Raw genomic sequence first — 21,165 nt, forward strand, 5'->3', positions numbered from 1 at the left:
CTCTTATTATTTATTTGTCTTTTTTGTTATAACTTTCTAAATTATTTTTATAATTTTTGGCAAAAAAAAGCTGCAAGTAATTCCTTACTTACAGCTAAACTCTAAATGCTTACACTTATTTACTTAAACCAACCCTGAAAACGCTCCATGAGCATATAATTTACCGGTACTAGCAATAAAGTAATGAAGGTGGCGAATATAATTCCAAAGCCTAAGCTCACAGCCATAGGAATTAAAAATTGCGCTTGAGTCGCTTTTTCAAATAATAACGGCATTAATCCTATAAAAGTGGTTAAGCTAGTTAGCATAACTGGGCGAAAACGTGACGCGCCGGCAAGTTTAACTACCTCAATTAATTCAATCCCTTCTGTGCGTTTTTTATTAATATAGTCAACTAATACCAGCGAGTCATTAACCACTACGCCAATTAATGCTAGCATGCCAAGCAAGCTCATAATGGTTAATTCCATTCCCATGATCCAATGCCCTACTACAGCGCCTATCATGCCAAAGGGTATAACACTCATTACTATTAATGGCTGTAAATACGATTTAAACGGTATCGCTAATAGCGCATAAATAATAAAAAATACAAATACTAACGCCCAAGCAAGTGAACCAAACGACTCTCTTTGCTCTTTTGCTTCTCCTTCTAATGCATAATCAACTCCTGGGTATTGCTGCATTAGCTCATCCAAATACTGGGATAAATCAGCTTGGAGTATGGTCATGTTAGTGTTGCTTTTTTCTATATCGGCGGTCACATTTAAAGTACGGTAACGATCGATTCGATTGATAGTAGACGGGCTTTGCCCTGTAATTAAAATAGCCACATGCGATAAAGGCACTGAGCCACCGGCAGGTGTGTTTATGAGTATATTTTGTAAGTCGGCTACCGAGCGTCTTTCATCAATAGGCAAACGTACCATTACGCGCACATCGTCTCGCCCACGTTGGATCCTTTGTACTTGCGAGCCAAAAAACGAGTTACGCACTTGCCCTGCTACATTTACTCTATTTAAACCCAGCGCTAAGCCTTGCTCTGTAAGCTCTATTTGTAACTCTTCTTTACCATCAGACATACTATCGGCAATATCGAATACAGTTGGGTAGGTCGATAAACGCGTTTTAATATGATCTGCCACGTCTTGTAAAACCTTTAACGATGTACCGCTAAGCTGCACATCTATTGGATCTGAACTACGACCTATTTCGGCTCTAAAGGTGAGACTTTCAGCGCCGGGAATAACGCCAATTAATTCGCGCCATTCACTGGCAAGCTCGCGTGAGCCTATATCTGAATCACGTTTTTCAGCTGGGGTAATTTCAAAGCGTACTGCGCCTGAGTTAGATACTCCGCCGCGCCCGCCCGTTGTTGCTAAAATATTTAAAATAACGCTCTCCCCCGTATCAGGGTCACGGTATTTTTCTTGTAATTGCTGCGCCTTTTGCGACATATCAATCACGTACTTATTAGTTACTTCAAACGGCGTGCCAGCAGGCAGGGTTAAGTTTACCCGTACGGTTTCGCTGGGAATACGTGGAAAAAATACAAACTTAGTCCAACCACTGGTGATCATAGTTAAAATAATTAAAAACACGCCAACAAATAAGCTCACCGTTGCCAGTTTATGGCGCAGAGCTAAATTAAGAATAGGTTGATAATATTTTAAAATCGCACTTTCAAAGCCATCAGCAAAACGTTGCTGTAGCAGATCAAACTTTGATTGCTTACCTTTTTGGTGACGTAGCTTTATATATTTTAAATGTGCAGGTAAAACAAATTTAGATTCAATTAAAGAAAACAATAATACCGGAATAACCACCACCGGAATTTGTGCAAATAATGCCCCGCGTGCACCTTCAATAAAGGCTAATGGCAAAAAGGCCGCTACCGTGGTTAATACACCAAAAGTCACTGGCGTTGCTACTTCTTGGGTACCTAATATGGCAGCTTGTTCGCCCGATTCGGCTGTTTTTAAATGGGTGTAAACGTTCTCTCCGGTGACTATGGCATCATCAACCACAATACCGAGTACTAAAATAAAACCAAACAAGCTCATTACATTAAGCGTTACGCCAAAAATAGGCATAGCAATAAATGCCCCCATGAACGACACCGGAATACCAATAAACACCCAAAATGCGATAGCTGGGCGTAAAAATAAGGTTAGCAGTGCCAGCACTAAAATACCGCCTTGCAAGGCGTTAGTGGTGAGTGTGGCAATACGGCTTTTAACTAGCTCTGAGTCGTCATCCCAATAACTTAATGCAAAACCTTGCGGCAATGAAGGTTGCTGGGCATTTATATAAGCTTTTACTTCATCGGCAACAGTAATTGCACTTTGTGGGCCTATTCGGTATACGTCGATAAAAGCGGCTTGTTTTCCGTTAAAACGTGTACGCACTGGGGTTTCTTCAAAGCCGTCATTAATTGTGGCTATATCACCTAAGCGAATAATAGTACCGTCGCTTTGGTTTTTAACCACTATGCTGGCAAATTCATCTTTTCGGTATGCTTGTCCTTTTGAGCTAATAAGTACATCGCCACCTTGGGTTTTTAAGTTACCCGCAGAAATGTCTGAGCTTGAGTTAGCAACCGCATTAGAAATTTGCGCCAGTGTTAAGTCATATTGGCGCAATGTATCTTGGCTTACTTCAATAGCCAGTTCGTAGTCGCGCACGCCACTTAACTCAACCTGCGTTACACTGGGTAAACGTAATATTTGATCGCGTACTTGCTCTGCATACTCGCGAGTTTCTTTTTCGCCATAATCACTAGATACAGTTACCGCTATAACCTCTCGTTTTCGCTCAGCTAGAGCAACGATGGGTTTTTCAGCATCCCCAGGAAAGGTATTAATAGCATCAACACGGCTTTTTATATCAGCGAGCAACTCTCGAGGATCGTAGCCGCTTTCCACTTCAACAGTGACAGAGCCCGAACCTTCAGATGAGCGGCTAAATATTTGCTTTATACCCTCTAAATCTTGTACAGACTCCTCTATACGTATAGTGACACCTTGCTCAACATCCTCTGGCGTCGCGCCACGTAAACTAACCTGAATGCTGATCATATCGGTTTCAAACGAAGGAAATACTTCGATCGGTATTTTCGTCGATAAACTAAACAGCCCAGACAGCAACAAAGTTACTAACAATAAATTGGCAGCAACATGGTTTTTGGTAAACCAAGCAATCATGGCTTATCTCCTTGCTTTGCTGCGCGACGTTTTTTTACTAGCTCTGCAACACTAATGCCTTGCTCTTTTGCTTGTTGTGCTAATTGCTCTGCTGTTGGGCGTTGCTTCATACTTTGTGGTTTAGTCGCTTTATTATCTTCGCCTAAAATATTCACTTGTGTACCCGAACTAACTTGCCCCAGTGGCGTAATAACAAGTTTATCACCTGCTTTTAAGCCGGTTTTTATCATTGCAAAAGCGGCATTTTGCCATGCAAGCGTTATATCTTTACGCTTTAATACTCCCTGCTCAACAATATAAACGTAAGACCCCTGATAAATAGTGCTATTTGCAATAATAAGTGCATCAGAAACTGTTTTCCCGGTGATCTGCGCTTTAACGTATTGCCCTATTTTTATTGGGTATTGATTACTTTGTGTTGCTTTATAAGGGTCATTAATTTTAGCAACCACGTAGAGTTGCTGTGCACTTTCATCAATAGCACCTTCGGTACGCGCCAACTGCCCTTGCCATGTTTGCTCACCAACTAAATCAGAGCTAAATTTAATCACGGATCCGGCCTGGTTTTTAGCACCGTCGCGGTACTGCTCAGGTAAATTAATAAAAGGTAGGTCTTTGTTTTTTATTGGCAACCGAATCTCTACGCTGTCTATTGCGTAAATAGTAGCGAGCTGAGTATTGTTGCTAACAACTTGGCCTAAATCTACATTACGACTAAGTACTCGTCCTGCAAAAGGCGCTATTATTTGGGTACGTTCTAAGTTTAACTTGGCTTTTTCAAGTGTTGCTTGCGCCGATAATACTTGTGCTTGTGCTGCAGCTAATTGTGGCTCACGTAGCACCAAGCTACTTGCAGGTTTATCATTACCTAAACGCTGCCAATCTGTAATAGCCTGCTGCCCGCGGGCTTGTTCTTCTAAAAGGCCTTGCTTTGCTGTTAATAAGTTAGCCTGTGCCGATTTAACCTCTGCTTGATAGTCTCTATCGTCGAGTTGGATTAGTACCGCACCTTTTTTAAAAAAACCACCTTCTCTAAAGTCATCGCTTATATTTATAATTAAACCCGATGCTTGAGCAACTAATAAGCTTTGTGTACGTGGTTTTACTGTGCCGTAGCTGTCTACCATCACTTGATAGTTTTGCGGCTGCAACATTTGAACTGCTACATTAATTGATGCTTTTGGTGGTGCACCAAAGCGATTAGCTTCTGGCGGGTTACCTTTAATAAACATGACGATTAAAATAGTGGCAATAATAACCGCGATTGGAATAATAATTTTTGCTGTTTTAGTTTTCATTGCTATTACTCTGTAGTTCGGTTGAAGTGTTTGCAAAATCGCCACCAAGGGCAAAGTGTAAATTAACTCGGTTTGCTATCAATTGATTTTTAATACTAATTAAGGAGCTTTGAGCATCGAACGAGCGTCCTTGTGCATCAAGCACTGTAGTGTAGCTAACCAAGCCACTTTGATATTGCTCAAACGATAATTGCTCGGCAGCAAGGGCATTTTCTTGTGCTTCTAGCGTGCTTGTATATTGCGCTTTAAGTGATTGCTGTAGCGTAATCGCATTTTCTACGTCGCTAAAAGCATCGTAAAGTGTTTGTAAATACTGCTGCTCTTGTTTTTGACTATTTAAACGCGCAATTTCTTCATTCGCTTTTAACCGGCCGCCATTAAAAATAGGCGCTGAAATACTGCCAAGTAATGACCATGCTAGGCTAGATGGCGAAAACAAATCACTTACTCTATCAGTAGTATCACTTAAACTTGCCGTTAAATTTAAACTTGGAAAACGTTGCTTATGGGCATAAGCCAAGTTTGCATCACTTGCTAAAAGCTGATACCAATTTGCACGTAATGTTGGCTTTCGGGTAATTAACTCTGAGGGTAAACCTAGTGGAATGTCGGTATTGATAACTGGTAGGTCATTATTTGCCGAGATAATTCCTTTCGGATAATCTCCCAATAAACGCTCAAGTACTCTTGCTGTTGTTAATAAGCTCGCTTGCTGAGTAGCAATACGTGAACGCTCATTATTTAGCTCGTTGCGAGCTAAATAAACATCGAGTGCTTCGTTTAATCCTTGACGATAACCTGACTCTATAATATCAAGATTTTGCAAAGCATTGGCTTCACGGCGCTTATATAAATCAAGTAATTGCTTTGCGGTTACTACATCAAACCAGCCCTTTACTACATCGGCAACTAGCTGTTGTTTGGCTTGTTCAAAGCGCGCCTGTTGCGCTAAGTAGTTTAAATTAGCTTGGCGATTAGAATCTGACAGCTTGCCCCATAAATCAACTTCGTAACCTAAATTCAAGCTCACTGAACTTGCATTATTATAACTAATTGGGCGGTTATTTTTACTGCGGCTAGTACGCGCAGATAAGTCCAGAGTTGGCCACAACGCAGCGCCCGACACAATTAACTGCTGCTTTTGGATCGCTACATCGTAACTACTTTGTAAAAGCTGCTGGTTATTTTTAAGTGCCTGCTCCACAAGCTTATTCAGCTGTGGATTTTGTAATTGTGTAAGCCATTGCTGCTGTACGTGTAATACCGGCGCAGAGGTTTTTTGTTGCCATTGCTGCGGTACATTGTTAGGTGCTTGTTCGCGCTGCTGTGAATTTATATTGCTCGCACAGCCGCTGAGCAGCACAATACTGAGTGCCAATAAAGTTGGCTGGTATTGTTGCCAAATCATAATTAAACCTGAATTACTGCTATTTATAATGTAATTCAAGCACTTTGAACTAAAACGCTCAACTTACTTTACATAACATTACATAATTAGCCATAAACTATCGGATAACTATTTATACTCTATTTCGACATTAATGATCATTAAGAAAGTTGAAAGTAACTATAAGTGGTTTGTATCACTAAGGGGGTTGCTAAGTAGTGTACTGATAAGCTTAAAATTAGTCTGGAACAATTTTAAGCTGTATGGGATGCAGGGAAAAATAATCTTTATAAACAAAAAAACCTCACAAATGTGAGGTTTTTTTAATAAATGGTGCCTCGACGCGGAATCGAACCACGGACACGAGGATTTTCAATCCTCTGCTCTACCGACTGAGCTATCGAGGCACATAAACTGTGCGAGTTAACTAAATATTCTAAGCTAACTTTTTACTAAACTGATTTAGTAAATAAATGGTGCCGACTAACCGAGTCGAACGGTTGACCTACTGATTACAAGTCAGTTGCTCTACCAGCTGAGCTAAGTCGGCACACAAAACTGTGTGCTAAGGCACTTTATCAATTTTAAAGATTGATAACTTTTAATAAATGGTGCCTCGACGCGGAATCGAACCACGGACACGAGGATTTTCAATCCTCTGCTCTACCGACTGAGCTATCGAGGCACATAAACTGTGCGAGTTAACTAAATATTCTAAGCTAACTTTTTACTAAACTGATTTAGTAAATAAATAGTGCCGACTAACGAAGTCGACGGGTAACTTGAACAGACTACTGATTACAGCTTTCTTTTCAAATTACATTATAAATGGTGCCGACTAACCGAGTCGAACGGTTGACCTACTGATTACAAGTCAGTTGCTCTACCAGCTGAGCTAAGTCGGCACACAAAACTGTGTGCTAAGGCACGCATAATACTGTTTAATATCTTTGATTTCAAACACTATTATTTAATAATGGTGCCCAGACGCGGAATCGAACCACGGACACGAGGATTTTCAATCCTCTGCTCTACCGACTGAGCTATCTGGGCGTGCGGCGTATTAAACGAGTTTTGCTGTTACAAGTCAACTTTTTTTTCATTCTTTATAACTGTTTGCATGGTTTTTATGCAACTCGGGTCTTTTTTAATTAACACTGCTCATTTATACTACAAACAAGTGAAAAGTAGCACCATAATTTTAATCTAAACTATGCTAAAGTTGCGGCAAGTTATTTTTACTTGTTTTTGTTTATCCCAAAGTACGGTAAAGGCTTACCGTGTTATTAATATACCAATTAGGAAAAATCCATGCAGAGTAAGTTCTCTTCAGTGATAAAAGGTTTGTTACCTCTTTTTTTATTAAGCAATGTAATTATAACCACACTGTTTATAATTGCCTTTTCACTTTATTCTCAAAGTGAAGTGGATACGAAAAAGAGCGCACCGCTTATTGACATCACTTCACTGGCTAACAAGCTAGAAGCTCCTCTAATCGACGCTTTAACTATATACGGACAAGGTAAAGTACAAGAGCTGCTTGAGCTTACCTCTGTATTTAGTGACAACTTTGAATACACGCTATATCGCTTTAGCGCTACATCACAAACGGAGCTGGTATATAGTACTAACAAACCTGCAATTGCTGCTATTAAACTTAACGAGCATTTAGTTGATCAAGGTGTTTTACATAAAGTTTTAACGCTTAACGATCAACCTATTGGCGAGCTTATTTTAAAACAAAAAAAATCCCCTCCCACTTTAACTAAACAAACGTCATTATTGAGCGCCTATTTTATGGCTTGTATAGCGGTTATTACATTATTTGTATTAGCATTGCTATTAAACCAATATATTAATAACCGTTTACGTAAGAGTACGGGCTTGCTTAGCGAAGAATTACAGGCTGTAACTGATAGCAGTAATTTTAACAGCACTGTAAATGAGCAGTTAGGTAATGGCTTAAATGTGATTGCACTAAATATTAATTTTTTATTGAAAAAAGTACAAGCAGCTTTATCTGAGAATGAAAAAACTCGAAAAGAATTACAAAAACTGCAAAACAATCTTGAAATTGAAGTGCAAACTCGAACTCTTGCACTTGAAAAAGAAACTTTAAATGCGCAAAAAGCAAGTGAAACTAAAACGACCTTTTTAGCAACTATGAGTCATGAAATTAGAACCCCTATGAATGGCGTTATAGGAACTATAGATTTACTGCGCCAAACAAATTTAGACGGTTCACAATATCGTCTTAGTACCATTATTCGTGAATCTGCTTTTTCTTTACTGAGTATTTTGGACGACATTTTAGATTTTTCTAAAATTGAAGCAGGCAAACTAAATATTGACCCGATCCCGTTTTCTGTAACCGATACGATTGAAGAAGTGGTGCGCGTACTTTCTTCTATAGCCAAACACCGCGATCTAGATTTAAACTTATCAATTGCTCCTGATATCCCTATTAATCTTATTGGTGATAACACTCGAGTACGCCAGATACTATATAACCTATGCAGCAATGCGATTAAGTTTACCAGCACGAGTGAATCGCATAAGGGGCAAGTTAATATCTCTGTAGAGGTAGCTCACAACACAGCAGAACACTTCACTTTACGTTTTTGTGTAACCGATAATGGTAAAGGCATGAGCCAAGCGCAATTAAGAGAAATATTTAATCCGTTTATTCAAGCGGAAAGCTCAATAACCAGAGAATACGGTGGAACCGGCCTTGGATTGTCAATTTGTAAAAGTTTAACCGAGTTAATGTTAGGTACTATATCGGTTAATAGTAATATTGGCATAGGCAGTGAATTCATCGTGGAGCTGCCATTTAGTACTTCGGGTAAAATTAAGTTCGCACATAAAAATAGTTTAGATGGCAGGCATATTGTTGTAGTGAGTAATAATGTTGACCGTGAAAAAGTAATCTATCGTTATTTATCATTTATGGGCGCCAAAATAACTTATGTGCACAACGAGCAAGAAATTGAGTCTCTGCACGACGCTAAAGATATCATTTGGGTTGTTGATGGCATTGATGATATGGACAGCATAAATGCATTTTTAAGGCGTTTACTTTACTCTTTAGAGGATAATAATCAGCAGGTTGTCGTTTTAAGCAAGCTAGATGATGCAGCTATTAATCATAAAAATATTTTTTATATTAACGCAACGCCATTATGTAAGTCTAACTTTATGCTATCAATACTTGTAGCTGCAGGTTTACATCAGCCTAAGCACATTAAAAAAACCATAGCATACGATAACCATTTAACTACAGAGCAAGCTTTAGCCGCTAACAAGCTTATTTTACTAGTTGAAGACAACCTTTTGAATCAGCAAGTTATAACTGATCAACTGCACATCTTAGGTTACGGTGTTGAAGTAGCTAATAACGGTGAGGAAGGGATTAATATGTGGCGAAAAGGTAACTATTCGCTCATTTTAACCGATTTACATATGCCGATAATGTCGGGCTACGATATGGTCGAAAAAATCCGCAATGAGGCCGAAATGCTAGGTTCGATTGTATCGCAACCTTACATAATTGCCGTGACAGCCAACTCTTTAAAAGGTGAAAAAGAACGCTGTTTAGCTGTTGGTATTAACGACTTTATTACTAAGCCGGTTGAGCTTAACGTTTTAGAAAGTACACTAATACGCTGGAATGAAAAAAATAATCACAAGAGCATAGACATACCACATCAAAAACCAGCAATGCCAATAGATATGGATTCAGTAGCTAAATACATTAATGGCGATGACGCGAAGAAAATACGTTTCTTTAAAATGTATTTAGAGCAAAGCCAAGAGCTAATAAAGTCGATTAACTTTGGTGTTATGCAAAGCAACGTTAATGACATTCTTGAGGGGTGTCATCAGTTAAAGTCTATATCTAAAACCATTGGGGCGCATCGCGTCGCTGAACTGGCCGTCGTGTTTGAAGAGCAATGTAAAACAGATGAACTAAACAGCGATAAGTTAATTGATTTAAGAGATCAATTAGAAATTGAATATTCTAAAGCTGCTCAATTTTTAAAAGAGCAAATTAAAAATGCCGAGCAGCAAGAACAACCGAATTAATTTAGGTATAAAAAAAGGGCTATTTAGCCCTTTTTTTATACCACATAACAATTACTTTTCTGGTGGTTTGTAGCCTTCAATTTCTACTTCTTTGTTTTCAAACAAAAAACCAACCATTTGCTGTTCTAAAAAGCTACGATGCTCTGGGTCCATCATATTTAAATGCTTTTCGTTAATCAGCATTGTTTGCTTGTGCTGCCACTGCGCCCAAGCCTCTTTAGAGATATTGTTAAAGATTTTTTCGCCTATTTCGCCAGGATATAATTGAAATCCAAGCCCTTCAGCTTCTTTTTGTAACTTTTGACAAAATACTGTACGTGCCATAATTAATTCTCTTTAGCGATAGTTATAAACAAGTCTAACCTATTGGTGCAATTTGTTTAACCAACTTTTTAGTTGGTGCTGCTAAACCCACCTCAATTGACTGATCTAGTGGGTACCAAACTAATTGTCGGTCGTTAATTACATCTGGAATTTGTACTACATTTAGCACATGTGGATTAATAGTAAGTTCAAAGTGCGAAAATATATGGGTAAAGGGTTCAAGCGCCACTAAGTCAGCTGTTAGCCCTTGCTGCGCTATAAACACCTCTAGTTCGCTCAATTCATTAAACTCAAAAAAGCCAAACAACCCGCCCCATATTCCTGAGTTAGGCCGTTTTTCCATGAGCACTTTATCATCATGTTTAATAATTAACTGATGGCAGCTTTTTTTCGGCACTGCTTTTTTAGGTTTTGAGTGTGGGAATGTTTTTACCTGCTGCGTTTTAAATGCACCACAGCGGCTACTTAACGGACATGCAGGGCAGTCAAAACGACTACGCGAACATAAGCTCGAGCCTAAATCCATCATAGCTTGATTAAACTCGGTTACGTTATTTTTAGGCGTTAGCTGCTCGCTCAAATGCCAAAGTTGGCTTTCGACTTTTTTAACACCATACCAGCCTTCAACCATAAAAAAACGGGCTAATACTCGTTTAACATTACCATCGAGTATGGGGTGATGCTGCCCAAGTGAAAGTGATAACACTGCACCGGCTGTAGAGCGCCCTATTCCGGGTAAATCAATAACCTCTTCAAGCGTTGTAGGAAACTGCCCCTGATACTTGTCACGAACTATTTTAGCTGTTTTATGTAAGTTACGTGCCCTTGCGTAATACCCTAAACCAGTCCAGTGATGCAGCACCTGATCTTCATCGGCGTTAGCTAAAGCAATAATATCGGGAAAGCTTTGCATAAACCTTTCAAAATAAGGGATAACGGTCACTACTTGAGTTTGTTGTAACATCACTTCAGACACCCATACTTTATAGGGTGTTTTTGCTAACTGCCACGGCAGCGTTTTTCTACCATGAAGATGATACCAATCAACCACTTGGTTAGAAAACCAATCAGACTGCTGTTTATTTAAATCCAAAATAGTTTACTTTTTACGTATGCTCAATGGCGGCTCAGTTTATTGCAGTTAGTGAAAAGATCAAGCTATAGCGCCTCTATACACCTAGTAAAATCAGCTAGAGCTTGTTATCCATGGCTTGGTCAGGGATAATACGCAACCATTTTTTAAACCAGTTATTTTTGTCAGGCCAATAATATGAGTGAATCAAGTAACACTAATCTTGAGCAAGCAAAGCAAGAAGGTAAGTATATCCGCACTATTCGTAGTTTTGTAAAGCGCGAAGGTCGTTTAACCAAAGGCCAAGCTGCCGCTATCGAAAAATGCTGGCCAATAATGGGCTTAGAGCATAAAAATGGCATGCTTGATTTAAGCGAAGTTTTTGGCAATAACAATGATGTAGTGCTAGAAATTGGTTTTGGTATGGGCAAATCACTGGTTGAAATGGCAAAAAATGCCCCGCATTTAAACTTTATTGGCATAGAAGTACACCGCCCAGGCGTTGGTGCTTGTTTAATGGATGCTGATGAAGCGGGTATTACTAATCTGCGTATTTTTGAACACGATGCGGTTGAAGTTTTAGCCGATTGTATAGCAGATGAAAGTTTAACAACCTTACAATTGTTTTTCCCTGATCCTTGGCATAAAAAGCGTCACCATAAACGCCGTATTGTACAAGGCGAGTTTGTTGAAAAATTACGTTCACAGTTAAAAATGGGCGGTGTTTTTCATATGGCTACCGACTGGGAAAATTATGCTGAGCATATGCTTGAAGTAATGCAAGCTGCGCCTGGCTTTAAAAACCAGTCAGCAACAAACGACTACGTACCACGCCCTGATTTACGCCCGTTAACCAAGTTTGAGCAACGCGGCCATCGTTTAGGTCATGGTGTGTGGGACTTAATGTTTGAACGCACTAAGTAATCTGTATTTCGGATAATAAATACCTTAACCAACATTTAGGTTAAGTACATAACTCTGTAAATTATATAATCTGTAAGGTAAAGCCATTTATGAGCGTATTAACCAATCCAAGCCTACTGTTACTTCGCAATAGCGAAAAGTTAGTTGGGAAATCTATATTGGTGGTCAACTTTGTTCAAGATGGCTTTTTAGCCGAGCTTAAAAAGCGTAACCCTGAGAGTAAAATAACCGCCTTTAGCTACAATCATGCTAATGGCGAATTTGCCAAAAACACACCCGGCGTTGATGTATGTGTAAACCACTGTATTAGCGGTAACGACTTTGATTTAGTGATTCTTTACTATCCAAAATCAAAACCTGAAGTTCTTATGGCGCTTGATAATATACGCGCAGTAATTACAGCAGATGCTGAGTTACTGGTGGTTGGCGAAAATAAGAGTGGTGTTAAATCAATAGAAAAACAGCTTACTGATAAAGCTAATTTTAGTAATAAAATAGACTCAGCAAAGCACTGTGTTTTATATTCATTTGCAGAGCTTAAACAACTTAGTCAGTTTAATATTAGCGATTATCATAAGCCATTTACGGTCAGTGTGGCCGATAGCGAATTTACCGCTATCAGTATTCCTGGGGTATTTAATCACGGTAATTTAGATGTTGGCACTAAAATATTGCTTGAAAACGCTCCGTTTATTAAGCAAGGTACTGTGCTCGATTTTGGTTGTGGCGCTGGCTTAATTGCAACTTATTTAGGGCTGCAAAATCCGGCATTGAGCTTTGTTTGTAGTGATGTGAGCGCTTTGGCAATCTATGCAACAACGCAAACCCTTAAGCTTAATAACATTAAAGGCGAAGCCCTCTTAAGTGATGGACTTACTAACATTACAGGTAAGTTCGATCTTATTATTAGTAACCCACCTTTTCATACCGGTATTGCAACCGACTACACAGTGGCTGAAACCTTTTTAGCCAATGCTAAACAGCACCTAACTAAAGCAGGTAAGTTGAATATTGTTGCTAATAGCTTTTTAAAATACCCGCCAATTTTAGAAGCGCAATTTGATAACTATCACACCGTGTTTAAAAATAATAAGTTTGCCGTTTACAGCAGTTAATAATGCTCATGTTTGAGCACCTCAAGTGCTCAAACTTATTTATAAAATTAATTACCCTCCTGAATTTTTACCGCTTAGCAATAATAGTCAAAATATTGAGGGGAATAGTAAAATCAAGTATTTGACCTTTTTATAACAAATAAATAAGGATAGGGTACGAGAACTATTTCAAGCCGCCTATCTGCTGGCAAACCTGTTAAGTAATATCCAAGTAAACTCTGAGCGTAAAACAGCTTTTATAGTCAAAGTAAAAACGACACTCACCAACAACACCACAGCTTAAATAACGTACTGATTAATTATAAGCATGCTCTTGAATTTTAACTTTATGACCTCATTAATAGAGCATTCGTTATTCAACTATATTATTTAGTGAATTAACTGCTTAAAGTTAAATATTTTCTGAACTTTAATGCTTTTAAGATATCACATACATTGATGAAAGGTTGGAAAGTGATATAATTTCGTTTTGAATTAGTCTGATTATTTTAAGTATCTTTACCTGATTGATGGATGTATCAATTACTAAAGGGAAATGGCTTTGACTTTAATAATTCAAAATATGCATCCAATTTTAAAGATCAATTAAACAGTAGCTTTACTCTATACCTTTTAAGTAGGCTGTGCGGATCCTGCTGTTTTTCTCTAATTGTTTTTACTTGTTAACAATTAGATATAATCCTATACTCTTTTAGTAATCGGTTTATAAAACTATACCGGTTTTTTTTATAAATAAAACACACCAAAAGGTTAATTAAAAATGCAAACGCCAGTCATTCTGATAGTAGAGGATGAAGACGTAACTAGACTAAACCTCGTTAGTTTATTTGAAGCTGAAGGTTACAAAGTTATTGAAGCCATTGATGGCGATGACATGCATGATAAGCTTACAAATAATGACGACGTCAATCTTGTAGTTATGGATATCAATCTACCGGGTAAAAACGGGCTAATTTTAGCACGTGAGTTACGCCAAAAACGCAAAGTCGGTCTTATTTTCTTAACAGGCCGTGACAATGATGTAGATCGTATTTTAGGCCTAGAAATTGGTGCTGATGACTATATTACTAAACCGTTTAATCCTCGCGAATTAACTATTCGTGCGCGTAATTTAATTACTCGTACTGCCCTAGGTGGTGAAGAGTCTGCACTTGAAACAAATGGTGTAATTACGTTTAACGGTTGGGAACTTGACGAAAACAGTCGCTGTCTTACTTCTCCAGGTGGAGACGCAAAACGTCTACCTAAAGGCGAATACAGAGCACTGCGTTTAATGCTTGACTCTCCAGGTCGTATTTTTAGCCGTGAGCAATTAATTAAACACATGACTGGCCGTGAGCTACGTGCAAACGATAGAACAGTTGATGTTACAATTCGTCGTATTCGTAAGCACTTTGAAAGCGACAACTCAACAACTGAGTTGATCAGCACCATTCATGGTGAAGGTTATCGCTTCATTGGTAAAATCGACAGCTAATTAGTTACTCTAATTGCTGTAAGAATAAATGAAGGGCATGTTGTCCTTCATTTATTTTGTCTGCTAAAACATCTAACCACTGCTTTAATACCTCGTCAGATTCATCCAGCGCACCATACTCCATTACTTTTGCATGTAATTGCACATCATTTAAGCCTACAGATCCCGCAGCACCTTTAAGCTTATGTGCAACTGATTTATATTCTTCTCTGTCGCCTGAGTTTAACGAGGTAAGTAACTCTTGCTGATACTGGGGATTGAGTTTTTCAAATAACTGACTACTGCGTTTAAACACCACCAAACCCATTGAGTTTACAAAGTCTTCTATAGTTTCAACATCAAGTAAATGTGCATTAATGTCAGCAAGCGCTGCTGCACTTACTTTTAATTGTGGCTCATTACTTCTTGTTTGTTTTATACCAAATAAATCAGCTAATATTTTATCTAGTTTTACCGTATTGATAGGCTTAGCGAGCGCTCCTTGGATTGAAATCCCCTCTAGCTCTTGCTCTGCACTGCGCACATTTGCGGTAAGCGCTACAATAGGTAATTTATCAAAATGGCTATCGGCTCTTATTTGCCTTGCTACTTCATCACCGTTTATATCGGGTAACTGCATATCAAGTAAGATCAAATCTAAATCGTCTTCAGTTTCTACAAAAGACAATGCATCTTCGCCGGTCTCAGCCCAAATAACTTCATGACCACGCTGTTCAAGTAAGTTAGTCGCAATTTCGGCATTTAACGGCACATCTTCTACTAACAGTATATTTAAGCTGCGTCCTACATAACTATTCTCAGTGGGTGCGCTACATAAAATTAGCGGTATTTCTACTATAAAGCAGCTCCCCTCGCCTTCGGTACTATTAACCGAAATAATCCCCTGCATTGCATCAACTAAGGCTTTGGTTACTGCTAAGCCAATGCCAGAACCAATAGCATTGGTGCCTTTAAGATCTGGCGCTTTATAATACATATCAAAAATACGAGAGAGCTGTTCGGCTGGTATGCCTTCTCCGGTGTCTGATATTTTCATGGTAAGCCAAGGGCCATCATCTCGATTTTCACGAATACAGGTGAGGGTTACACTGCCCTTATGAGTAAATTTAACCGCATTATTTATTAAGTTCCAAACAACTTGGCGAAGTCGGGTTGGATCTAGTTGCGCATAAATATCTAGCATGCCTAAGCGTTTAATATCAAAAGAAAGATCTTTTTGTTCAGCAATTAGGCCTGCAAAGTTAACCACATCGTTAATAAAGTCTGATACGTTTATAGCATTAGTTGCAATATCTAACTGCTCTCTGTCTATTTTGTCTAAATCTATAATGTCGTTAAATATATTACCTAGTGTTTCGGCACTCGAAAACACCGTATTACACCAACTACGCTGCTGTTTATTAAGCTCTGTATCAAGCAACATACGTGTTAAACCAACAATGCCATTAAGTGGTGTACGCAACTCATGGCTCAAAGTGGCAATAAATTTACCTTTATCTTTGTAGGCTGTTTCAAGTGCTTCTGCAGCCTCTTTACGACTCGTAATATCACGGCCAAATGCAAGTAAACCTATGTACTTACCTTTATCATTAATAAACGGCAATTTACGTAATTCAAACCAACGCGTTTCGCCGCCCACATCGTATTGAACATCTATAGTTAATGCTTGATGAGTTTGCTCTACCTGTTTATCGGTTTTTAAAACTTCAGATAAAAATTGATTAGGAAATATTTGTTCAGCACTCTTACCGATTAATTCGTCACTGGTTTTACCCATTACTTCTTCAAACATTTTATTACAGCCAGCAAACACACCGTTGTCGTCGCGGTAATAAAATAAATCGGGGGAGGAGTCTACTATTGAGCGCTGTAGCATACTTTGCTGGGCAAGCTCTTGTTGTGTTTTTTTACGCTCAGCAATTTCTTTTCTTAGCTCTTCTATTGCCCGGTGCTTGGCATGAAACGCCATTTTACGCTCATCAATTTCTACATTTAAGCGATTTATATTATCTTTTAATGTTTGATTGAGTAGCTTTTCTTGTTTTGTCGCACTGTCTAAATATGCATAGGAGGCATCTAGTTGCCTGATTGAATTTATTAGCACGCTTATAACCAGAGGCGATACCACAGAGGTAAAAAATACCACAGCTAATATATCAACAAGATTAACTTCTCCAACGGCAACATAATAAAACATACTTGATAAAACAAGCGAAACTGCCAATAACAAAGCATAGCAAATGGCTGCAGTTTTAAACTCACCAAACCGAGTTATTAAACTAGAAAGAACTCGAGCCCAAGGGCTCAAAGAAGAATCGGTCATATATCAGTGTTTCTCTTAGCTAAATGCTTAGGGTCTGTTGACCTTTGCGGGTTAGTATTTATTCAAACTAGAGGCAATTTAATCGCGGCGCGAGGTTTATAACCTAGTGGGCTAAGTAAAAACCGAGCAACAAAGAGTTAATTCCCCCTAGGCAGAACCCTTCGGGCAGCGCCTGTTTGGCATTAATGCTGCGTTATCGCCAATTTATGGGGAATAAACACAACACAGGCTCTGCCTTGCCTAAATACCAAACAGACTGCTGTAAATTCAACCTTGAAAGATCAACAGCCCCTAATTACAAAAAGGTTTAAATTGCATGTTATGGTTAATTTTAGCATTTTCTATCAGCTATTTTCATGTTGTGCGATAAAAACTCTAATATTTATTGTTTGAATCATTAGCTGGCTACAACTCATCATTCCAGCAATAAATTATTTAGTGTAAAATGCGGCGCTTTATTATTGCTAATAACGAGTAACACACCATGCAAACTAATATGCCCGATATAGCTAACACGGCTCCCGCCTTACAAACTGGTACATTAGACTGGGTGGGAATGGGTGAAATTGAACTGCCATTTATTTTTGAGTCGCATGGCATAACGCCAGTTACTGTTAATGCTAAAGCCCGCGCTTTTGTAAACTTACACAAAGAAGATGCAAAAGGCATTCATATGTCTCGCTTATTTTTAGCGCTCGACACGCTCTCTACTGAGCAGCAAGTTAATCCTCAAACATTGGCTCAAGCGCTCGATTTTTTTATTAGTAGCCACGAAGGCTTAAGTGATAAAGCACTTATAGAATTTAAGTTTGAATTACCACTGCGCCGTAAATCGTTATTAAGCGACAAGGCTGGCTGGAAAAGCTACCCTGTTATATTAACCAGCACAATTGAACAAGGTGTTATTAATTACGAGCTAAGTGTTGATGTAACCTATTCATCAACTTGCCCATGTTCAGCGGCACTTGCGCGTCAGCTGATACAAAATGCATTTGCCGAAAAATTCAATCAAGAAACCCTCAGTCAAAAAGAAGCACTAGAATGGCTAGGTACTACGCAAGGTATTGTAGCCACCCCACACTCGCAGCGCTCAATTGCTAATGTAAAAGTAAAGCTCGACAGTAATATTACTCAATTTGACGTAGTTAATTTAATTAACACGATTGAAGATGAATTAAAAACGCCAGTACAAGCGGCGGTGAAACGTGAAGATGAACAAGAGTTTGCCCGCCTAAATGGTCAAAATTTAATGTTTTGTGAAGATGCTGCTCGTAAAATTAAAGCGCTACTAGAAACACAGCAATACAGTGATTACTGGTTACAAATAAATCATTACGAATCGCTGCATGCGCACGACGCACTCGCTATTGCAGTTAAAGGCGTTGCTGGCGGTTATAGAGCTTAAGTTCTTATTTTGCAGTGTTCAATATCCATACGGAAACATACTACTTAACTAACTAATTTAGGCACGTTAATTGCTTTACTTAAGCAGTGTCAATTTGTTGTTATGGAGTTACCGTATGGAATTCGCTTTATTATCAATTTTAGTATTAGTTGTTGGGGCCTCTGTTGTTGCGTCAAAGTTTAACGATGATGGCGGAAACCCTTATCCTTTTACCCGCAAGCAAAATGTATTTACTCAAGTAGAAAGTGCTTTTTTAAATTTATTAGAACGCGCAGTGGGCGATCAGTATAAAATTGTTAGTCGTGTAAAACTAATCGACGTGATTGATTGCAAACAAGGTTTATCGGCAAAGTCTAAGCGTGCCGCAATGGCTAAAGCTAAAAATAAACAGCTTGATTTTGTGCTAGTCGATAAAGAAAAAATGACCATAGTGGCAGCCGTAGACTTAGTAAACAATGCCAATAAAGATGGCCATAAAGCACAACGCGACTGGTTTGTTAATGGCGCATTAGAGGCCGCTGGCATCCCGCATATTCGTATGAAAGTAAAATCAGGCTATCGCCCAAGTGAAGTACGCGACGCTATTATGTTTAAACTCGGCAAACCTGCGGCTACGCAAACAGCTCGCCCTATTCGTACCCGAGTTCAAAAACCAGCGGTACTATCACCTTCTCAAGCTAAAGCGCACTCTACAGCACTAGCCGAAATTTAACGTAAATAACATAATAAAAAGCGAGCAAAGTAAAACTGCTCGCTTTTTTGTTTTTTAGCGCTAACTTCACGTATAATCAGCGCATTCAAACTCAGGAACTTAACACTATGAATGTTGGTATTATTGGCGCAATGGAGCCAGAAGTTAAAATTTTGCGCGAAGCAATGCAAAATCCACAAACTTTAACTAAAGCTGGTTTTACTTTTTATACCGGTGAATTAGCAGGTAACACAGTAACATTGGTTCAATCTGGTATTGGTAAAGTAGCATCAACTATTGCAACTACATTACTTATTGACAACTTCGCCCCTGATTGCGTAATTAACACCGGCTCTGCCGGCGGCTTTGATCCGTCATTAAATGTGGGCGATGTAGTTATTTCGTCAGAAGTTCGTCATCATGATGTTGATGTAACTGCCTTTGGTTACGAAATAGGTCAAGTACCACAAATGCCAGCAGGTTTTGCAGCACACCCTAAATTAGTGGCTGCCGCAGAGCAAACTATTGCGCAAATTAGTGACGTAAAAACCTTAGTTGGTTTAATTTGTACCGGCGACATATTTATGTGTGACCCAATACGTATTGAAAAAGCCCGTAGCGACTTTCCTACAATGCTTGCAGTAGAAATGGAAGGGGCATCAATTGCGCAAACCTGTCATACACTTAATACACCGTTTGTGGTTATTCGCTCGATGTCAGATATTGCCGGCAAAGAGTCGCCGCAGTCGTTTGAAGAATACCTAGAAACAGCATCAATCAATTCATCTAAAATGGTAGTGGCGTTACTTGAAAAGCTAACGGCAGTTTCACTGTAAATGCTCAGCAATATGGTTCAAAATCACTTGGACTTTATTGTATTTATAATGGCGCTCCTTGCTGAGCGCTTTTTACCACTTGTTAGTTGGTATCATCCTAACACCGCTTTAACGGCTATTTTTAGCGCTATTGGTAAGCGTATTTATAAAGCAGCAGAACCCAATAGCTATCAATATTTAGCCGCAGCCCTTGCCAGTACACTTATTTTAAGTGTGGTACTTATTATTATTGTATTACTACTGGAATTTGCATTTTACCCTGAATTACTCGCCGGGCTTATTTTATATTTATGCCTTGAGAGTAAAGCTATTGATAAAAAAGCACTACGTATTGCTAAGCTTACCAAACAAAACCAAAAATCTGCCGCCCGTGAGCTATTAAAGCCATTAGTAGCCCGAGATGTTACTAAACTCTCTGGTGCAGGCATAATTAAAGCCTTAATAGAGAGCCTAATATTACGTACTGCAAGATATTACTTTGTGGTGATATTTGTTTTTTTAGTACTTGGGCCTATTGCAGCGCTTGCCTATCGATTACTTACTTTAATTGAGCAGGCATGGCGCAGTAACATTAAACCCAACAGCCCTTTTTTAAAGCCGCTTAAAATTACCTTGTTTATTATTGAATTTATTCCTATGCGCTTATTGGCACTGACTATTGCAGCCAGTAAAGCGAGCAAGCTAAGCATGCATTATATAAAGCATTATGGCAGGCACTTTTATCAAACTAATACTGGGTGGCTTTTAAGCACTTGCTCTGCATCATTAGGCGTACAACTAGGCGGGCCTGCAGTGTATTTTGGCGAACGTTTTAACAAAATGCGTATTGGTACCGAACGCCTCCCTATTGCTGAGGACGTGCCGATTACTATTAATAGACTAAATCAAGCGCGGGTATTTTGGTTACTGGTCGTTGTTTGCATAGAAATACTTAAAAACATTTAGCTAAGGGCGAGTTACACACCTATTATTAAAAATACAAAAAATATAAGCACAAAAAAACCAGCCGTGGCTGGTTTTTAGC

General features: G+C 38.9%; 14 protein-coding genes and 5 tRNA genes. 8 read left to right on the forward strand and 11 right to left on the reverse strand.

The window, feature by feature from the left end; translation table 11 throughout:
• Positions 1 to 119: 119 nt before the first annotated feature.
• The 8 genes from J5X91_RS10180 to J5X91_RS10215 form a co-directional block, all read right to left on the reverse strand.
• Positions 120 to 3,203, reverse strand: a complete 3,084-nt coding sequence (locus J5X91_RS10180; RefSeq protein WP_011327260.1) for an efflux RND transporter permease subunit — start codon at positions 3,201 to 3,203, stop codon at positions 120 to 122.
• Positions 3,200 to 4,501, reverse strand: coding sequence for an efflux RND transporter periplasmic adaptor subunit (locus J5X91_RS10185; protein WP_089367784.1), 1,302 nt, complete (start codon positions 4,499 to 4,501; stop codon positions 3,200 to 3,202). Before J5X91_RS10185 ends, J5X91_RS10180 begins: the two co-directional genes overlap by 4 nt.
• Positions 4,491 to 5,909, reverse strand: coding sequence for a TolC family protein (locus tag J5X91_RS10190; RefSeq protein WP_208834668.1), 1,419 nt, complete (start codon positions 5,907 to 5,909; stop codon positions 4,491 to 4,493). Before J5X91_RS10190 ends, J5X91_RS10185 begins: the two co-directional genes overlap by 11 nt.
• Before the next feature lie 310 nt (positions 5,910 to 6,219).
• Positions 6,220 to 6,295: transfer RNA gene (locus tag J5X91_RS10195), tRNA-Phe, on the reverse strand.
• A 67-nt stretch (positions 6,296 to 6,362) separates the two neighbouring features.
• A tRNA-Thr gene (locus tag J5X91_RS10200) sits at positions 6,363 to 6,438 on the reverse strand.
• A 59-nt stretch (positions 6,439 to 6,497) separates the two neighbouring features.
• Positions 6,498 to 6,573, reverse strand: a tRNA-Phe gene (locus J5X91_RS10205).
• A gap of 144 nt (positions 6,574 to 6,717) precedes the next feature.
• Positions 6,718 to 6,793 (reverse strand) — tRNA-Thr (locus tag J5X91_RS10210).
• A 72-nt stretch (positions 6,794 to 6,865) separates the two neighbouring features.
• A tRNA-Phe gene (locus J5X91_RS10215) sits at positions 6,866 to 6,941 on the reverse strand.
• Positions 6,942 to 7,199: 258 nt separating this feature from the next.
• Between J5X91_RS10215 and J5X91_RS10220 the strand changes: the two genes are divergently transcribed.
• Positions 7,200 to 9,974 (forward strand): hybrid sensor histidine kinase/response regulator, encoded by a 2,775-nt coding sequence (locus tag J5X91_RS10220; RefSeq protein WP_208834674.1) that lies wholly within the window; start codon positions 7,200 to 7,202, stop codon positions 9,972 to 9,974.
• A 51-nt stretch (positions 9,975 to 10,025) separates the two neighbouring features.
• On the opposite strand, the gene J5X91_RS10225 is transcribed toward J5X91_RS10220, so the two are convergent.
• Together J5X91_RS10225 and mutY are read right to left on the reverse strand one after the other, a co-directional pair.
• Positions 10,026 to 10,298: an oxidative damage protection protein gene (locus tag J5X91_RS10225; RefSeq protein ID WP_011327256.1), complete on the reverse strand. Its 273-nt coding sequence runs from the start codon at positions 10,296 to 10,298 to the stop codon at positions 10,026 to 10,028.
• Between the two features lie 34 nt (positions 10,299 to 10,332).
• Positions 10,333 to 11,394: an A/G-specific adenine glycosylase gene (gene mutY, locus J5X91_RS10230; RefSeq protein WP_182683844.1), complete on the reverse strand. Its 1,062-nt coding sequence runs from the start codon at positions 11,392 to 11,394 to the stop codon at positions 10,333 to 10,335.
• Positions 11,395 to 11,568: 174 nt separating this feature from the next.
• Here mutY and trmB point away from each other — a divergent pair, with 174 nt between their 5' ends.
• The 3 genes from trmB (at position 11,569) to arcA (ending at position 14,886) form a co-directional block, all read left to right on the forward strand.
• Positions 11,569 to 12,294 (forward strand): tRNA (guanosine(46)-N7)-methyltransferase TrmB, encoded by a 726-nt coding sequence (gene trmB, locus J5X91_RS10235; protein WP_089367781.1) that lies wholly within the window; start codon positions 11,569 to 11,571, stop codon positions 12,292 to 12,294.
• An 89-nt stretch (positions 12,295 to 12,383) separates the two neighbouring features.
• On the forward strand, positions 12,384 to 13,409 hold the full coding sequence (locus tag J5X91_RS10240) for a methyltransferase (protein WP_179807626.1): 1,026 nt from the start codon (positions 12,384 to 12,386) through the stop codon (positions 13,407 to 13,409).
• Positions 13,410 to 14,169: 760 nt separating this feature from the next.
• On the forward strand, positions 14,170 to 14,886 hold the full coding sequence (arcA, locus tag J5X91_RS10245) for a two-component system response regulator ArcA (RefSeq protein WP_011327252.1): 717 nt from the start codon (positions 14,170 to 14,172) through the stop codon (positions 14,884 to 14,886).
• Between the two features lie 4 nt (positions 14,887 to 14,890).
• On the opposite strand, the gene arcB is transcribed toward arcA, so the two are convergent.
• Positions 14,891 to 17,209: an aerobic respiration two-component sensor histidine kinase ArcB gene (gene arcB / locus J5X91_RS10250; RefSeq protein WP_208834678.1), complete on the reverse strand. Its 2,319-nt coding sequence runs from the start codon at positions 17,207 to 17,209 to the stop codon at positions 14,891 to 14,893.
• A gap of 484 nt (positions 17,210 to 17,693) precedes the next feature.
• Between arcB and folE2 the strand changes: the two genes are divergently transcribed.
• From folE2 to J5X91_RS10270, 4 genes are all read left to right on the forward strand, one after another.
• Positions 17,694 to 18,614 (forward strand): GTP cyclohydrolase FolE2, encoded by a 921-nt coding sequence (gene folE2 / locus J5X91_RS10255; protein WP_208834682.1) that lies wholly within the window; start codon positions 17,694 to 17,696, stop codon positions 18,612 to 18,614.
• 115 nt (positions 18,615 to 18,729) lie between these two features.
• On the forward strand, positions 18,730 to 19,326 hold the full coding sequence (locus tag J5X91_RS10260) for a DUF2726 domain-containing protein (protein WP_011327249.1): 597 nt from the start codon (positions 18,730 to 18,732) through the stop codon (positions 19,324 to 19,326).
• Between the two features lie 107 nt (positions 19,327 to 19,433).
• A complete protein-coding gene (gene mtnN / locus J5X91_RS10265; RefSeq protein ID WP_011327248.1) occupies positions 19,434 to 20,141 on the forward strand; it encodes a 5'-methylthioadenosine/S-adenosylhomocysteine nucleosidase in 708 nt (235 codons plus the stop codon).
• A complete protein-coding gene (locus J5X91_RS10270; RefSeq protein WP_089367778.1) occupies positions 20,142 to 21,086 on the forward strand; it encodes a cobalamin biosynthesis protein in 945 nt (314 codons plus the stop codon).
• Positions 21,087 to 21,165 lie beyond the last annotated feature (79 nt).

This window comes from Pseudoalteromonas sp. K222D, assembly GCF_017653575.1.
In the GTDB taxonomy this organism is placed as follows: domain Bacteria; phylum Pseudomonadota; class Gammaproteobacteria; order Enterobacterales; family Alteromonadaceae; genus Pseudoalteromonas; species Pseudoalteromonas nigrifaciens.

Coding starts and splice junctions, on each gene's coding strand:
- J5X91_RS10220 (WP_208834674.1), top strand. CDS start 7,200: ATGCAGAGTAAGTTCTCTTCAGTGATAAAAGGTTTGTTACCTCTTTTT.
- J5X91_RS10270 (WP_089367778.1), top strand. CDS start 20,142: ATGCTCAGCAATATGGTTCAAAATCACTTGGACTTTATTGTATTTATA.
- mtnN (WP_011327248.1), top strand. CDS start 19,434: ATGAATGTTGGTATTATTGGCGCAATGGAGCCAGAAGTTAAAATTTTG.
- J5X91_RS10225 (WP_011327256.1), bottom strand. CDS start 10,298: ATGGCACGTACAGTATTTTGTCAAAAGTTACAAAAAGAAGCTGAAGGG.
- J5X91_RS10185 (WP_089367784.1), bottom strand. CDS start 4,501: ATGAAAACTAAAACAGCAAAAATTATTATTCCAATCGCGGTTATTATT.
- J5X91_RS10190 (WP_208834668.1), bottom strand. CDS start 5,909: ATGATTTGGCAACAATACCAGCCAACTTTATTGGCACTCAGTATTGTG.
- folE2 (WP_208834682.1), top strand. CDS start 17,694: ATGCAAACTAATATGCCCGATATAGCTAACACGGCTCCCGCCTTACAA.
- J5X91_RS10180 (WP_011327260.1), bottom strand. CDS start 3,203: ATGATTGCTTGGTTTACCAAAAACCATGTTGCTGCCAATTTATTGTTA.
- J5X91_RS10240 (WP_179807626.1), top strand. CDS start 12,384: ATGAGCGTATTAACCAATCCAAGCCTACTGTTACTTCGCAATAGCGAA.
- J5X91_RS10260 (WP_011327249.1), top strand. CDS start 18,730: ATGGAATTCGCTTTATTATCAATTTTAGTATTAGTTGTTGGGGCCTCT.
- arcB (WP_208834678.1), bottom strand. CDS start 17,209: ATGACCGATTCTTCTTTGAGCCCTTGGGCTCGAGTTCTTTCTAGTTTA.
- arcA (WP_011327252.1), top strand. CDS start 14,170: ATGCAAACGCCAGTCATTCTGATAGTAGAGGATGAAGACGTAACTAGA.
- trmB (WP_089367781.1), top strand. CDS start 11,569: ATGAGTGAATCAAGTAACACTAATCTTGAGCAAGCAAAGCAAGAAGGT.